Genomic DNA, 14,908 nt, shown 5'->3' with positions numbered 1-14,908 from the left:
GGTTCCCGGCTGCGCGGGATCAATGAAAATTGCGTCCCTTCGGCATGACGGACCGGGCCTGGCGGGACAGCGTGGCGAGATCGCCTGCCAGCGCCGGTTCTTCCTTCAGCAAGCGGCCGAGCCGCGAGGCCGGCTTGACCTTCGCGCGCATGTCCTCGATCGGGCGGCGCACCTCGTCGGCATTGGCCAGGCTTTCGATCAGCAGCGATTCCTCTGACAGGCCCGCCAGAAGAGGAGTCGCATCCTCGAGGCGCTGGGCAACCACGTGGATGACGCCGCTTTCATTTTGCAGCCGGCCTGCCACGCGGACGAGCCGTGCTCCCAGGACCACCGGGCGGAAGCGTTCCAGCACCTTGGGCCAGACGATGATATTGGCCACGCCTGTCTCGTCCTCCAGCGTCATGAAGACCACGCCCTTGGCCGAGCCCGGCCGCTGGCGTACCAGCACCAGGCCGCAAACATCGACGAACCGTCCGGACGGGATGGAATCCAGGCGTCCTGCAGGCTCGATGCGTGCCGCGCTCAGCCGGGCGCGCAGGAAGGACAGCGGATGGGCCTTCAGGGAAAGCGACAGGCTGTGGTAATCGTGGATCACCTGCTCGCCCGGTGGCATGGGGGGCAGGTGGGCATCGGGCTCCCGGTCCCGCAGCGCGGTGCCTGGCCGGTCGAACAGGGGCAGGTGTTCCGCTGCCTGGCCTCCGTCCAGGGCCTGGGCGGCCCAGAGCGCGGCCCGGCGGTCCAGCCCCAGCGAGCCGAAGGCATCGGCCTCGGCCAGCTTCTCGATGACAGAAGGCCCGAGCCCGGAGCGCAGCCAGAGGTCGCGCACCGAATCATAGCCCGGTCCACGGGCGGCGACGAGCTTCGCCATGTCGGCCTCGCCGAGACCCTTGATCTGCCGGAAGCCGAGGCGCACGGCCTTGCCGGCCCGGATCACGCCGGCCATGCTACGGTGGCGCGGGGCAATGCGTGCCGGATCGAAACCGTCCTCTTCCAGCGTGGAATCCCAGCCGGAATGGTTGATGTCGGGCGGGCGCACCTCGACGCCATGCTCGCGGGCATCGCGCACCAGCTGGGCCGGTGCATAGAAGCCCATGGGCTGGGAATTGAGGATGGCGGCGCAGAAGACGTCCGGGTAGCGCGCCTTCAGCCAGCAGGAGGCATAGACCAGCAGGGCGAAGGAGGCGGCGTGACTTTCGGGGAAACCGTATTCGCCGAAACCCTCGATCTGGCGGAAACAGCGCTCGGCGAACTCCCGGTCGTAGCCGTTCGCGGCCATGCCCTCGATCATCTTCGCCTGGAAGGTGTGGATGGTGCCGACGCGGCGGAAGGTGGCCATGGCGCGGCGCAGACGGTCGGCCTCGCCCGGGGAGAAGCCGGCGGCAACGATGGCGATCTTCATGGCCTGTTCCTGGAACAGCGGAACGCCCAGCGTCTTGCCCAGCACCTGCTCGAGTTCCCGGCTGGGATAGGTGACCGCCTCCTTGCCCTGGCGGCGGCGCAGGTAGGGGTGCACCATGTCGCCCTGGATGGGACCGGGACGCACGATGGCGACCTCGATGACGAGATCGTAGAATTCCCGGGGCCGCAGGCGCGGCAGCATGGTCATCTGCGCCCGGCTCTCGATCTGGAAGACGCCAAGCGTGTCGGCCCGGCAGATCATGGCGTAGATTTCCTCCTCCTCCTTGGGAATGGTGGCCAGGGTCAAGGCCTCGCCATAGTGCGCCTGCAGCAGTTTCAAGCCCCGTGACAGGCAGGTGAGCATGCCAAGCGCCAGGACGTCGATCTTGAGGATCCCGAGCGCATCGAGATCGTCCTTGTCCCATTCCACCATGGTGCGCCCGTCCATCGCCGAGCGGGTGACCGGTACGACCTCGTCGAGGCGGTCCTTGGTGATGACGAAGCCGCCGACATGCTGCGACAGGTGGCGGGGAAAGCCGAGGATCTCCGTGGCCAGCCGCAGGACATGGGCGGTTTCGGGGCTCTGCGTGTCGAGCCCGCCTGCCCTCGCCTCGCGTTCGCCGAGATCGGCCGAGGACCAGCCCCAGACCGAGCCGGACATGGCGGAAATCGCATCGGCCGACAGGCCCAGCACCTTGCCGACCTCGCGCAGGGCAGAGCGGGCGCGATAGGTGATGACGGTCGCGGCAAGGCCGGCGCGGTCGCGGCCGTATTTCGCGTAAATGTACTGGATCACCTCCTCGCGCCGTTCATGCTCGAAATCGACATCGATGTCGGGCGGTTCGCGCCGTTCCGGCGAGATAAAGCGTTCGAACAGAAGGTCGGTCAGTGCAGGATCGACCTCGGTGATGCCGATGCAGAAGCAGACGGTCGAATTGGCCGCCGAGCCGCGCCCCTGGCACAGGATGCCTTGCGAACGGGCAAAACGGACGATGTCATGGACGGTCAGGAAGTAGCGGGCATAATCGAGACCGGCGATCAGGTTCAGTTCGTGCCTGATCTGCGCCTTGACCCTGTCCGGCACGCCATCCGGATAGCGCCGGTCCGCGCCTTCCCATGCCAACCGTGCCAGCTCTTCCTGCGGCGTCGCGCTTCGGCCGCAGGGCTCGTCCGGGTATTCATGGCGCAACTCGTCGAGCGAGAAGGTCAGTTCGCCGGCAAAGCGCAGGGTTTCCCGGATCGCCCCGGGGCAGGTCTGGAACAGGCGTGCCATGTCCTGCGGACCGCGCAGGTGGGCCTCGCCATTGGCCGCCAGGCCATAGCCGGCCTTCTCGACGGGCTGACCGAGGCGGATGGCGGCGAGAACGTCGGCGAGATCGCGCCGGCCGACCGCGTGAAAGCGGGCATCGGCCAAGGCCATGAGGGGAACGCCGGCCTTGCCGGCCAATAGCCGGGCGGCGGCCAGCCGGCGGTCGTGAGTTCCGTCGAAACACGGCGCCAGGCCGAGGCGCAGGCTGGTGCCGAACCGGTCCTTCAGGGCAATGAGCCGCGCCAGGCGGTCGTCGTCGGTCCGATGGGGCTCATCGAGGCAGGCGAGCGCCATTTCCTCGCCCCATTCCATCAGGTCGCCGGTCTCAAGGACAGGCGCTCCCTTCTCGCCCCGCATGTTGGCTGCTGTCAGCATGCGGCAGAGATTGCCCCAGCCGCGGCGGTTCCTCGGGTAGGCCAGTACCGGCCCCGCGCCATCGGCGAAAACCAGGCGCGCGCCGGGATGGAAAGCAAGGCCGGCCTCGCGGGCGGCCTGGTGCAGGCGAACGACACCGGCCACGGTGTTGCGGTCGGCCAGGCCAAGGGCGGACAGGCCCAGCCGTTTTGCCGTGACGGCGAGTTCCTCGGGATGGGATGCGCCCTCGAGGAAGGAGAAGCTGGAGCGGCATGCGAATTCCGCGTAGGCCTGCATGGTCGGTGCGCTCCCTCAGGCAAAGAGGCCATGCAGGAACCAGCGGGCGGGCGCGGATCCCTCGTGAAACCCGGCGCGGTAAAGCCAGAAGCGGCGACCTGTCTCGTCCTCCACCCGCCAGTAATCGCGAACCGGCGTTGCGGCAGGCTCTCGCCACCATTCCGGGGCAATGCGTTCCGGCCCTTCGGCGCGGGCGACACGGTAATGCACACGGCGCCAGCGGAAAGAGGCCGGGGGACCGTCCGGAATGCCCGAAATGGCATCGACGGGTTCGGGATGGCCGAAAAGGCGGATGGGGCGCGGCGCTGCCGGGCCATGCCGGGCAGACGCCAGGCTGCCGGACGCCATGCGGGACGATGCCGGCTCATGGTCCACGAAGGGAACAAGCGCGGCGGCCCGTTCCGGGCAATGGGTCTGGTGCAGGGCCGGTGCCAGGAGCGCTTGCGGACCGAGGCGCGCCATGGCCCGCTCGGCAAAGGCGGCCACGGCTTCCGAGCCTTCGCGCGGGTCCCCCGCGAGGTCGCGCTGGCTTTCCTCGAAGGCTGCGGATGCCAGGACCGAGAGACGCAGGATCTCGAAGCCGCAGCCGGTCTCCAGCGTGCCGTCGAGGGCGGCCAGGCGCTCGCGAAACAGGTTGCGGATCGCTTGCGGATCGCGCAGCGGCCGGGCGGTTCCGACGGACAGGCGCCTGACCGCGCCATCGGTGCGCCAGAGCGCCAGTTCCAGCCGCCGGGCGCCCCGGCCACGGGCCTCCAGCGCCGGCTTCAGCGCGCGGGCCAGGCCAAGGGTGATTTCCTCGATCTGCTCGGTCAGCACGGCAGGTTCGGCCAGGCGGCGCTCGGCCGACAGGTCCGCAACGGGCATGAGCGGGGAAACCGTCTCGCCGGCCCGGCCAAGGGCGGAATCGAGGCGGGCGATGACGGCGCTGCCGAAACGCCGGGCAATGGCGGCACGCGGCTGGGCGGCCAGGCGCCCGACAGTGGAGAGGCCCACGGCGCGCAGCCCGGCCTCCGCCTTTCCTTCCAGACGCAGGGCCGACAGGGGGAGAGGCGCCAGGAATGCCTCTTCCGTGCCCGGCCCCACCATGGCCCCGGGGCGCAGCCGGGCGGCAGCGAACGCGGTCCCGACCGTCGAGGCAAGGCCGGCCTGAACGGCGAGGCCAAGCGCTCCGGCGCGTGTCACGGCCTCGGTCATCAGGCCCTGCTCCCCGCCGAAGAGATGGGCGCAGCCGGCGATGTCGAGAAAAAGCCCGTCCGGCCCGTCGAGACCGACCAGCGGGGTGAAGCGGGTCGCCCAATGGGCGAGATGCCGGAGGAAGCGGCTGTCGCTTTCCGGTTCGGCTGGCAGGACCTCGATTCCCGGATGCATGGCACGGGCCGCGGCCAGGCCGAGACCGGGGGCAAGGCCGAGCCGGCCGGCGCGTTCGCAACAGGCCGACAGCCGCTGCGTGTTCGCGATGGTCCCGGCGAGGACCAGCGGCGGCCGGTCAGCCACGGTTGCGGGCGGGCGGCTGCGCCAGGCCGGGCCATGACGGGCGACCAGGATCCGGTCGGTAGGAAGAAAGGGAAACCACAGCGCCAGGATGCGGCGACCGGCTGGCAGGTTGCCGGATGTCCGGTTTTCCGGGGCGCAGGACACATCGCTGGTCATCACGATTCCACTCCAGGATCAGGTCGGCGCGCTCGGGCGCACCCTTGTCGACAGTCAGGTGAAAGGCGGGATTGCCGATCGTGCCGTCGACCGGCACGCCGAAGGCGGTGACGGCCGCCGAGGGAGCCGCGCGCACGAGAAGGCGAAGCAGGGCGGCACTGGCTTCCGGCCGGGCGGCCTGGCGCAGCAGGATGACGGGCCGCCCGGCCTGGCGGGCCCGCATGTGCAGGCGGCGCGTCGTCGCCAGGTCGCAGGCTGCCGGATTGCCGCGCAATTCCAGGATGACCGCGCAGAGCCCGGCGAGCGGCGCTGCCTCGCCGGCGATCCAGAGCAGGTCGGCCAGGCGCGGTACGGCGGCGACCAGAAGGCGCTGCGAATCCAGGCCGAGAAGGTCAGCCAGGCCAGGCGCCCAGGGCATGCCGGCCTCGGAGAATGCCTGCCGGGTCGTGGCCCAGAGCAGCGGTGCGTGGGACCTGGATGGCCCGCCCGGCGGCCCTGCCCTGAGGGCGAGAGCCATGGCCAGCGCCATGGCGGCGCCGGTATCGCGGGTTTCCGGCGCGATCACCTCGCTCAGGGCCGCTCGCGGCAAACCGCCTCCCATGAGACGGTCGGCCTCCTCGTCGCCGGTCGAGACGCGTTGCGCGCGGGTAAAGCGCAAGCCTTCGATCGCACGGCCCCCTTCACGCAAAAGCGTGGCGGAGTCCGTGGGCGCGTTTCCGCCATCGCCGATGTCACTGCCCGGCTGAAGGCGGGGCGTGTCATCCTCGATGGCGGCAATCTGGCGGCGCAGATCGCGCAAAAGCTCCTTCGACACGGCACGGCTGGCCATGGCGCTCGTCCTTCTCATCAGGCAATGACGACCCCTCCTCCGGGCAGCGTGCTGCCGAGGATGGTTCGCCGCGTTTATGTTCCTGTTATGTTCTTATGGATTCCAGAGCCCGCGTGGGGAGTCAAGCGGGAGAGGAAAAGATTCTTGTTCCCTGCCTTCGGGTTTCAGGGCGAATCGATTCCCCGTTCTTCAAACGCGCGGCAAAAGGCCCTATATGGGCGCGACAGGAAAACACCATGGCCCGCATCTATTCGACCCGAAACTGGCAGACCGCTTTCGCCCCCACGCTCGACGAGCTCGAGCTGATGGCGCGGGAGGCCTATGCCCATCTGCCCGGGCAGTTTCGCGCGCTGACCGGCGACATCGTCATCCAGGTCTCCGATTTTCCGGAAGAGGAAATTCTCGACGGCCTGGCGCTGGAAACCCCGTTCGACCTGCTCGGCCTGTTCGAGGGACGCGGCATCGCGGACCGCTGGAACCCGCAAACCGGCGAAGGGCCCAACCGGATCACGCTCTACCGCCGGGCCATCCTCGACTACTGGGCGGAAAGCGACGAGACGCTGGGCGATATCGTCGTGCATGTGCTGATCCACGAGATCGGCCACCATTTCGGCCTGTCGGACGATGACATGACGCGGATCGAGGAAGAAGCCGGCTGAGCCTTTCCGGCCTGTCATGAACCCTTCGTTAACCATGTTGCCGGAGCATCTCAGGGCAGGGAAACTCCTTGTCCGCTTTCGCGTTGAAGCTCCGGGAGACAAGGAATACGGGACGAAAGGGACTGCCATGCACAAGCCGACCCTGCTTATCGTGGAAGACGATGCCTGGCTTGCCATGGATGCCGCCACACAGGCCGAAACGGCCGGCTACGCGGTGATCCTGGCACAGAGCGTTGCCGAGGCACAACGCATCCTCCTGCTGGAGGATGTCGATGGTGCCATTCTCGACTTCAACCTGCCGGACGGGGTGGTCACACCCGTTGCCCATGCCCTGCGCGCGGCCGGCCTGCCCTTCTTTCTGGTGTCAGGGGCGAGCCTCGAAGCCATCGAGCAGACCGGCCTCGACAATCCGCCGCTGCTGAACAAGCCGGTGGACTATCTCAAGGCCATGGCCCTGCTGATGCGCGACTCGGAAGCGCCCGCCCGCCAAAGCCGGATGGCCGGATGACATCCTCCGCGTCTGCCTGTTACGGGCAGACGCCCTGAGCGTCGATGTATCGGGCCGAAACCCAGCCGCGCGGGCTCGGCCTTCCCCAATAGGGCTCGGTGCAGTCGCCCGCCATGCAGGCCACCTCGTACCAGCCGTTCTCGAAGTTCCAGACGGACACCTCGTCACCGGCATAAAGCTCGCCGATCTGGCGGTAGCGCGTTCCCGGCCCCGTCCGCACGGCCAGAAAGCCGTTGCCGCGATCGTGGTCGTACTGGGAAATCGGGCGTACGCCGACGACATAGCCGGTGCAATCCCCCGCCGATGCCGGCGCAGCCGCCAGACCGGCAAACGCCGCCACGGCCACTGTCATCACCATCCTGCGTATCATGCTCATCTCCTTTGCCTTCAGCCTATCGGCTCAATCCCGAGGATCATCTTCCCGGGCCGTCCGCGCGTTGACAGGAGTCAATCGCCGCCGCAAAGGTCGCGCAGAACGCGTTCGAAGACAGCCATCCCGGGCGCGATGATGCCGTCGGGGAAATCGTAATCGGGCGCGTGCAGCGGCGGCTGGTCCTCGCCGGCCCCCAGGACGAACATGGCCGTCGGGCAGGCCAGGCCGAAGCGGCCGAAATCCTCCGACCAGCGGAAGGGCCGGTCCAGGGCAACGGTTTCCAGCGCCAGCTCCGTGAAGGCCCTTTCCAGGCAGGCCACGGCTTCCGCGTCGTTGACGTTGGCGGCAAAGCCGTCGGCGGTTTCCAGCGCCAGTTCCAGCCAGTGACGGGACGCGATTTCGGCGGCCAGGTCGCGGGCCGTTCGCATCAGCGCATTCTGCTTGCCGTTGTCGATGGCGCGCAGGGTGGCCATGACATGGGCCTCGCCAGGCGCGATGCCGAAGGCCTCCTTGCCGAGACGGGCATGCACCAGGGTGACGAGCGATTCGCTCGCCGGATGGCCGAGCCTTTCGGGCAGGCACGGCAGGGCGGATACCAGTTCGCACATGGCTGCCGCCGGACTGAGGCCCGTCTCCGGCTGGCTGGCATGGGCCGTGCGGCCGGTGAGGCGGATCGACAGGCCTTCGGACGCGTAGCACATCGGCCCGGTGCGCACGGCAACCGCGCCCGTGGCCATGCCGGGGAGGTTGTGAAGCGCGAAGGCCATGTCCGGTTTCACGACGGAAAACCGCGGGTCGGCGAGCATGGCCGCAGCCCCGGCGCCGTTTTCCTCGGCGGGCTGGAACAGCAGGATGGCGCGTCCGCGGGTGATCGGGTGCTCATGCAGGCGACGCGCGAGACCGAGCAGGATGACCATGTGGCCGTCGTGGCCGCACAGGTGGCCGCGCCCCTCGATTGCCGAGCGCCAGGCGACGTCGGCCTTGTCGAGGATCGGCAGGCCGTCGAGTTCGCTGCGGATCATGACCGAGGGGCCGGGCCGGCCGGAATCCCAGACGGCGACGACGCCGTGACCGCCAAGGCCGGTGATCATCGTGCCGGGCGCGCATTGCGCCAGTTCGGCCTCGACGCGGGCCGCTGTCCAGCTCTCGTCGCCGGACACTTCCGGATGACGGTGCAATTGCCGGCGCAGATCCGTCAGGGCGTCGATGAGCGCGGGATTTACCATTCGCCGAGCTTCATGCCGGGGTCGTAGTCGATGCCGTCGACCTCCTTCACCACGGCCTGCCCGCATTGCATGGCGCCTGTTTCCGCGTTGAAGGCGTAGGACGGCGAGCCGTGCAGCATCCAGCCCTTGTTGAGCGCCAGCGTCACCTTGTGACAGAAGCTGGAATCATCGGGTCCGGTGAGGAAGCGATAGAGTTTCATTCCTGCGGGGTCTCCGTTGCATGACCGGCGCGCGCCAGGAGGCGTTCTGCCTGGTCGAGATGAAGCCGTTCCACCATGCGCCCGTCCATCGAGATCACGCCCTTGCCAGCGTTGGCCGGTTCGGCGAAGGCGGCGCGGATGGCGAGCGCCTCCTCGACGGCCTCGATCGAGGGTGAAAAGGCGGAGCGGGCGGGGTCTATCTGGGCCGGGTGGATCAGCGTCTTGCCGTCAAAGCCGAGGCGGGCACCCTGCGCACATTCGGCGGCGAAGGCGTCGAGATCGCGGAACTGGTTGGACACGCCATCCAGCACGGTGACGCCGCCAGCGCGGGCGGCCAGGACCATCTGCAGCAGGAGCGGGCGCAGGAATTCGCGGTCCGGCGACATGGCGATGCCGGTGTCCTTGACGAGGTCGTTGGTGCCGGCAACGAAACAGTCGAGCCGCGCGGTGGGCTGGCGGGCGAGGTCTGCCAGCGCGGGCAGGTTCAACAGGCTCCTCGGCGTCTCGATCATGATCCACAGGCGGATCGCATCGGGGGCGTCGGTTTCGGTCAGGGCGTCGGCGGCGTCGAGAACGCCTTCCGGGCCATCGATCTTGGGCAGGAGGATGGCGTCCGGACGGCAGGCACGCGCCGCCAGCAGATCCTCCGCACCCCATTCGCCGGACAGCGCGTTGATGCGGATGATCCGCTCCTGCGCCGCCTGGCGGTGTTCGCGGAAATGCTGGCGCAAGGCTTCCCGGGCCGCTTCCTTTTCGCCGGGGGCAACGGCATCTTCCAGGTCGAAGATCACAGCATCGGCGGCAAGCGCCGGCGCCTTGGCCAGGGCCTTGGCATTGGAGGCCGGGACGTAGAGCACGGTGCGGCGGGGTCGATGGATGCTTGTCGTCATGGCCTGATCTAGCCGTGCCTTCCGATCCACGGCAAGCCCGGCTGCAGAAAATCTGCACATGGCCTGCGGAACAAGTCCGCCTTCGTGCCCCGGCATCTGCAAGCCTGCCGGTCAGGATGGCGGCATGAAAACGACACCCGACCTCTCGATCCTCCGCCGCCACCTGCCCGACCGTCTTCTCGCTGACGGCTGGTGGCTTTCCGCTTTCCCCGCCGCTGACCCGTGCGATGCGGTCCGGCCCGCGCGTCTGCGCGTCCCGCGCCCGGCAGATCCGCGTCCATCGAAGCGTTCCGCATGACCGGCACTCCCGGATCTTGCGCTTGCGCTCGCTTTCACCCCAATTGCGCGATAAGCCTGGTTTCAGCCTCCTCGCTGCCAGCACCGCAATCCGAAGAAGGACAACAGACCGGTGAGCGCAATGATTCTCGTCGCTGATGACGACCCGCAAATCCGCGATGTCATCCGGTTCACGCTTGAAAAGGCCGGCATGACCGTGGCGGAAGCCGGGGACGGGGCGCAGGCACTGGTCCGTTTCGCCGAAACCACCCCCGACCTGGTGGTGCTGGATGTCGGCATGCCGGAACTGGACGGTCTCGACGTCTGCCGCGAAATCCGCCGGCATTCGGAAACGCCCGTCCTGTTCCTTTCGGCCCGCGATGAAGAGGTCGACCGCATTCTCGGGCTGGAAATGGGCGGTGACGATTACGTCACCAAGCCGTTTTCGCCGCGCGAGCTGGTGGCGCGGGTCAAGGCGATCCTCAAGCGCGCCCGGGGCGTGTCGCCCGTCCCTGCCGACACCGTTCTGGCCCATGGCCGGCTGGCGCTCGATCCTGAATCGCGCGAAGCGCTCTTCGACGGGCGGGTGCTGGACCTGACAGCGCTGGAGTTCAACATGCTCCTGCTGTTCCTGAAACGGTCGCGGCGCGTCTTCACCCGCGAGCAGATCATGCAGGCGGCCTACGACGGGAACATCCATGTGTCGGACCGAACCATCGACAGCCACATCCGCAACATCCGGGCAAAGCTGGCGTCCGCGGGTTGCCCCGGCGTGATCGAGACCGTTCACGGCGTCGGCTTTCGCCTGGGCGCCTGCGTTCCGGCATGAGCGACGTGCCGCGCAAATGGCGGCCGCCGGTCCGCCTGGTCATCGCCGCGATCCTGATTGCCGCGACGGCGCTTCCGCTGACCGGCCTGTTCTTTTTCCGCGTCTACGAGAACCAGCTGATTCACCAGACCGAGGGCGAACTCATCGGCCAGTCGGCGGCGATTGCCGCGATCTACCGGCTGATGCTGGAAGAGGCGGACATCCCGGCCGATACGCCGGGTAAACCGGCGCCGGCCGGTGGCGGCGACGATTTTCCCTATCATCCGGTTTCGCCCGTTCTTGATCTGGCCACCGACCACATCCTGGGCCGGCGCGAGGATGGACGACCGGCCGACAGTCCCCCATCGCCTGCCTACCAGCGTATCGGCACGCGCCTGGATGCCGTTCTCGGGTGGACCCAGGACAAGACGCTCGCCGGGTTCCGGATTCTCGATCCGCGCGGGGTTGTCATTGCCGGGCGCGATGAAAAGGGCCTTTCCCTTGCCCACGTGGCGGAAGTGAAGCGGGCGCTGGCGGGCGTGCCGGCCAGCGCGATGCGGATGCGGGTGTCCGACAGTCCAGACCCGCCGCTCTACTCGGTTTCGCGGGGAACGAAGGTCCGCGTCTTCGTGGCCATGCCGGTCGTCTTCGGCGATCATGTCGCCGGGGTCGTCTATGCCTCGCGAACGCCCAGCAACATCGTCAAGCATTTCTACCAGGAGCGCGGCAAGCTGTTGCTCGCGGGGGTCGTCGTGGTGCTGGCCGTGACGGGACTGGGTTTCGTGGCTGCGCGCACGCTGACGCGGCCGCTGATCGAGCTGACCGGACGGACCCGCGCGATTGCCGCGGGCGACCGCACGGCAATGCAGCCGCTGGCCCACCACGGCACGGCGGAAATGGCCGAGCTGTCGGACAGCTTCCTGGCGATGGCGCGGCAGTTGCAGGCGCGTTCCGATCACGTCGCCAATTTTGCCAGCCATGTGACGCATGAACTCAAGTCGCCGCTGACCTCGATCCAGGGGGCCGCGGAACTGCTGCGCGATGGCGGGGATGACATGACCGGCGAGGAGCGGCGCCGGTTCCTCGATACGATCGTCAGCGGAACCGAACGCCTGGCCCTGCTGACCGGCAAGCTGCGCGACCTGGCGCGGGCTGAAACGGCGATCACCGGCGACGAGAGCACGCGGCTGGACAAGCGGATCGTGCGGGCGCTCGATGGTCATGGTCTCGTTCTGCACATCGACGATCCGGAGCGCCTCGGCCTGCGGATTTCCGCCGACAACCTGGCGGCAATGCTGGGCAACCTGGCTGACAACGCGGCGCGGCATGGCGCAGCCAGGCTTTCGATCGCCGTGAAGCGTGCCGGCGCGATGGCCGAGATGACCATCGCCGATGACGGGACGGGGATCTCGGAGAAGAACCGCGAACGCGTCTTCGATCCGTTCTTTACCACCCGCCGGGCGGAAGGCGGGACCGGAATGGGGCTCGGCATCGTGCGCGCGATGGCGGAGGCGCACGGTGGATCGATTTCGCTTGCCCCCTCTTCCAAAGGCGCCTGCTTTCTGCTGACACTACCGCTCGGCCGAAGCGCCTGATTTGGGCCGGCCTCACGTGGAGACTGCGGAATGCCATCATATGACGTCGTCATCGCCGGAGGCGCGATCGTGGGATCCTCGATCGCCTGGTTCCTGCGCGAACACGGCTTTGGCGGGTCCATCGCGCTGGTGGAGCGCGATCCGGGATTTTCCCGTGCGGCGACGACGCTGTCCTGCGCCTCGATCCGGCAGCAGTTCTCGATTGCCGAGAACATCGCGCTGTCGCGCTTCACGCTCGATTTCTTCCGTGACCTGACCCGGCATTTCGGCGCCGATGCCGACATCGCGTTCCGGGAAAAAGGCTATCTCATCCTGGCCAGCGACGACGGGCTGCCGATCCTGCAGGCCAACCACGCGACGCAGGTAGCGGCCGGCGCGCCGATCCTGCTCGAAGACGGTCCGGCGCTTTCTCGCCGCTTTTCCTGGCTCAATCCGGACGGCCTCGCGGCCGGTGCCTACGGGGTCAGCGGGGAGGGATGGTTCGATGCGCACAACCTGCTGTCGCTGTTCCGCCGCTCGCTGCGCGACCGCACCGTGGACCTCATCACCGCGACCGTCACCGGCCTGGAGATAACCGGCGGAAAGGTCGCTTCGGTCACGCTTGACGACGGCAACCGCTACGACTGCGGCCTGTTCATCAACGCGGCGGGGCCGCAGGCCGGCGATCTTGCCGCCATGGCGGGCATCGACCTGCCTGTGGAGCCACGCAAGCGTTCTGTCTTCGTCTTCGAATGCCGCGAGCGGTTCGATGACATGCCGCTGATGGTCGACCCTTCCGGTGTCTATGTCCGGCCGGAGGGCGCGGTCTACATCGCCGGCGGGGCGGAAGACACAACAGACGACCCGCGGCCCGCCGCGGACGATTTCGATCCGGACTGGGAGCTGTTCGACAGCGTGATCTGGCCGACACTGGCGCATCGCGTTCCCGCCTTCGAGGCGATCAAGCCGGGTCGCGCCTGGGCGGGCCATTACGACTTCAACCGTCTGGACCAGAACGCGGTGATCGGGCCTCATGCGGAGATTTCGAACTTCTGGTTCTGCAACGGGTTCTCCGGGCACGGGCTGCAGCAGGCGCCGGCAGCGGGCAATGCCATCGCCGAACTGCTCATGCACGGGGCCTATCGCAGCATCGACCTGTCCCGCTTTTCGCACGACAGGGTCGGCGCGAAGCGGCCGTTGCGCGAACTCAACGTCATCTGAGCTCCTGCCCGCTTGCGATTCACGTGAAACGCGGGGCGGTGTGCCGAGCCCCTTTGAAATTTGCCCGGCCTTTGCTAAAGGCACTGCATTCAGTTTTCAGGGAACCCGACATGGACAAGTTCACCAAGCTCACCGGCGTTGCCGCACCGATGCCGATCGTCAACATCGACACGGACATGATCATTCCGAAGGACTACCTGAAGACGATCAAGCGCACCGGGCTTGGCAAGGGCCTGTTCTCGGAGATGCGCTACAACGAGGACGGGACGGAAAACCCGGATTTCGTGCTCAACAAGCCGGCCTATCGCAAGGCGCAGATCCTGGTGGCGGGCGACAACTTCGGCTGCGGCTCGTCGCGCGAACATGCACCCTGGGCGCTGCTCGATTTCGGCATCCGTTGCGTGATTTCGACGTCGTTCGCCGACATCTTCTACAACAACTGCTTCAAGAACGGCATCCTGCCGATCAAGGTGAGCCAGGACGAGCTGGACAAGCTGATGGACGATGCCGAGCGCGGCGCCAATGCCACGCTGACCGTCGATCTCGAAGCGATGGAGATCCGCGGCCCGGACGGCGGCGTGATCACCTTCGACCTTGACGAGTTCAAGCGGCACTGCCTGCTCAACGGCCTCGACGACATCGGCCTGACGCTGGAAAAGTCGTCCGCGATCGACAATTTCGAGAAGAAGACGGCCGAGACCCGCCCCTGGGCCTGAGCCTGGCGCCGGTTCCTGCCCGGGGACGCCCTGCCCCGTCTCCAACCGCCTATCCTGCCAGCCCGGGGTCTGCCCGGGCTGTGGACCGGGGCTTGCCCGCCCTCCCCGCCGATTGCCTTTCCCAAGTTTCTGGTGATCAATCCGCTGGTCCGGCGCGTCGTGGCTGCCATCGTCACGGCGCAATGACGCAAGCAACAGGACCCCAGCTTTGCCGAGAGAGTCAAGGGAACCACGCCATGCGCACACGCATCTCCACCGGGTCACCATTCGAGAAACAGGCCGGCTATTCGCGGGCCGTCGTCGATGACGATTTCTGTTTCGTGTCCGGAACGACAGGGTACGACTATTCCACGATGACCATGCCGGAGAGCGTGGACGAGCAGGCCCGCAATGCCTTCGCGACGATCGGCGCGGCACTGGGCGAAGCCGGTTTCTCGCTGGAGGACGTGGTGCGGGCTGTCTATTACGTGACGGACGCGGCCCATGCGGAAGCGGTGTTCAAGGTGACAGGCGAGCATTTCGGTGACATCCGGCCCGCTGCCACCATGGTCATCGCGGGCTTGATCAAGCCGGAAATGAAGGTTGAAATCGAGGTGACCGCCAGGAAGCGCCGATAGGGA

General features: G+C 67.5%; 14 protein-coding genes. 7 read left to right on the top strand and 7 right to left on the bottom strand.

What is annotated here, in order from left to right:
• Window positions 1-19 precede the first annotated feature (19 nt).
• The 3 genes from CSC94_RS00930 to CSC94_RS24445 are packed head-to-tail and all read right to left on the bottom strand — an operon-like array spanning window position 20 to window position 5,837.
• Complete coding sequence (locus CSC94_RS00930; protein WP_099302823.1) at window positions 20-3,358, bottom strand: error-prone DNA polymerase; 3,339 nt, start codon at window positions 3,356-3,358, stop codon at window positions 20-22.
• 15 nt (window positions 3,359-3,373) lie between these two features.
• Window positions 3,374-4,852 carry a DUF6504 family protein gene (locus CSC94_RS00925; RefSeq protein WP_342585942.1) on the bottom strand — a complete coding sequence of 493 codons (1,479 nt, stop codon included), beginning with the start codon at window positions 4,850-4,852 and terminating at the stop codon, window positions 3,374-3,376.
• Window positions 4,845-5,837: an ImuA family protein gene (locus tag CSC94_RS24445; RefSeq protein WP_099302821.1), complete on the bottom strand. Its 993-nt coding sequence runs from the start codon at window positions 5,835-5,837 to the stop codon at window positions 4,845-4,847. The genes CSC94_RS00925 and CSC94_RS24445 overlap by 8 nt, the downstream gene beginning before the upstream one ends.
• Before the next feature lie 236 nt (window positions 5,838-6,073).
• On the opposite strand from CSC94_RS24445, the gene CSC94_RS00915 reads away from it, so the two are divergent.
• Both CSC94_RS00915 and CSC94_RS00910 read left to right on the top strand, forming a co-directional pair.
• The gene (locus CSC94_RS00915) at window positions 6,074-6,496 is read left to right on the top strand and encodes a metallopeptidase family protein (protein WP_099302819.1); all 423 of its coding nucleotides are present in this window, start codon (window positions 6,074-6,076) and stop codon (window positions 6,494-6,496) included.
• Window positions 6,497-6,623: 127 nt separating this feature from the next.
• Window positions 6,624-7,004, top strand: coding sequence for a response regulator (locus tag CSC94_RS00910; protein WP_099302817.1), 381 nt, complete (start codon window positions 6,624-6,626; stop codon window positions 7,002-7,004).
• Window positions 7,005-7,023: 19 nt separating this feature from the next.
• On the opposite strand, the gene CSC94_RS00905 is transcribed toward CSC94_RS00910, so the two are convergent.
• The 4 genes from CSC94_RS00905 to CSC94_RS00890 all read right to left on the bottom strand — a co-directional run bounded on the left by CSC94_RS00905 (window position 7,024) and on the right by CSC94_RS00890 (window position 9,789).
• Window positions 7,024-7,374: an SH3 domain-containing protein gene (locus CSC94_RS00905; RefSeq protein ID WP_205853201.1), complete on the bottom strand. Its 351-nt coding sequence runs from the start codon at window positions 7,372-7,374 to the stop codon at window positions 7,024-7,026.
• Window positions 7,375-7,451: 77 nt separating this feature from the next.
• Window positions 7,452-8,603, bottom strand: coding sequence for an amidohydrolase (locus tag CSC94_RS00900; RefSeq protein WP_099302812.1), 1,152 nt, complete (start codon window positions 8,601-8,603; stop codon window positions 7,452-7,454).
• Entirely contained in the window at window positions 8,597-8,803 is a 207-nt protein-coding gene (locus CSC94_RS00895) for a DUF1737 domain-containing protein (RefSeq protein WP_099302810.1), read from the bottom strand. The genes CSC94_RS00900 and CSC94_RS00895 overlap by 7 nt, the downstream gene beginning before the upstream one ends.
• Window positions 8,800-9,789 carry an HpcH/HpaI aldolase/citrate lyase family protein gene (locus tag CSC94_RS00890; protein WP_425356494.1) on the bottom strand — a complete coding sequence of 330 codons (990 nt, stop codon included), beginning with the start codon at window positions 9,787-9,789 and terminating at the stop codon, window positions 8,800-8,802. The genes CSC94_RS00895 and CSC94_RS00890 overlap by 4 nt, the downstream gene beginning before the upstream one ends.
• A 322-nt stretch (window positions 9,790-10,111) precedes the next feature.
• Between CSC94_RS00890 and CSC94_RS00885 the strand changes: the two genes are divergently transcribed.
• From CSC94_RS00885 to CSC94_RS00865, 5 genes are all read left to right on the top strand, one after another.
• On the top strand, window positions 10,112-10,798 hold the full coding sequence (locus tag CSC94_RS00885; protein WP_425356500.1) for a response regulator transcription factor: 687 nt from the start codon (window positions 10,112-10,114) through the stop codon (window positions 10,796-10,798).
• Window positions 10,795-12,372, top strand: a complete 1,578-nt coding sequence (locus CSC94_RS00880) for a sensor histidine kinase (RefSeq protein WP_099302804.1) — start codon at window positions 10,795-10,797, stop codon at window positions 12,370-12,372. Before CSC94_RS00885 ends, CSC94_RS00880 begins: the two co-directional genes overlap by 4 nt.
• 30 nt (window positions 12,373-12,402) lie before the next feature.
• Window positions 12,403-13,572 carry an NAD(P)/FAD-dependent oxidoreductase gene (locus CSC94_RS00875; RefSeq protein WP_099302802.1) on the top strand — a complete coding sequence of 390 codons (1,170 nt, stop codon included), beginning with the start codon at window positions 12,403-12,405 and terminating at the stop codon, window positions 13,570-13,572.
• Window positions 13,573-13,682: 110 nt separating this feature from the next.
• Window positions 13,683-14,288: a 3-isopropylmalate dehydratase small subunit gene (gene leuD, locus CSC94_RS00870; protein ID WP_099302800.1), complete on the top strand. Its 606-nt coding sequence runs from the start codon at window positions 13,683-13,685 to the stop codon at window positions 14,286-14,288.
• 236 nt (window positions 14,289-14,524) lie between these two features.
• Window positions 14,525-14,905 carry a RidA family protein gene (locus CSC94_RS00865; RefSeq protein WP_099302798.1) on the top strand — a complete coding sequence of 127 codons (381 nt, stop codon included), beginning with the start codon at window positions 14,525-14,527 and terminating at the stop codon, window positions 14,903-14,905.
• Window positions 14,906-14,908 lie beyond the last annotated feature (3 nt).

Origin of the sequence: Zhengella mangrovi, from assembly GCF_002727065.1 — a bacterium.
In the GTDB taxonomy this organism is placed as follows: Bacteria; Pseudomonadota; Alphaproteobacteria; order Rhizobiales; family Rhizobiaceae; genus Zhengella; species Zhengella mangrovi.
The sequence above is the reverse complement of the archived record's forward strand: the minus strand, read 5'-3'. Positions and strand labels throughout refer to the sequence as shown.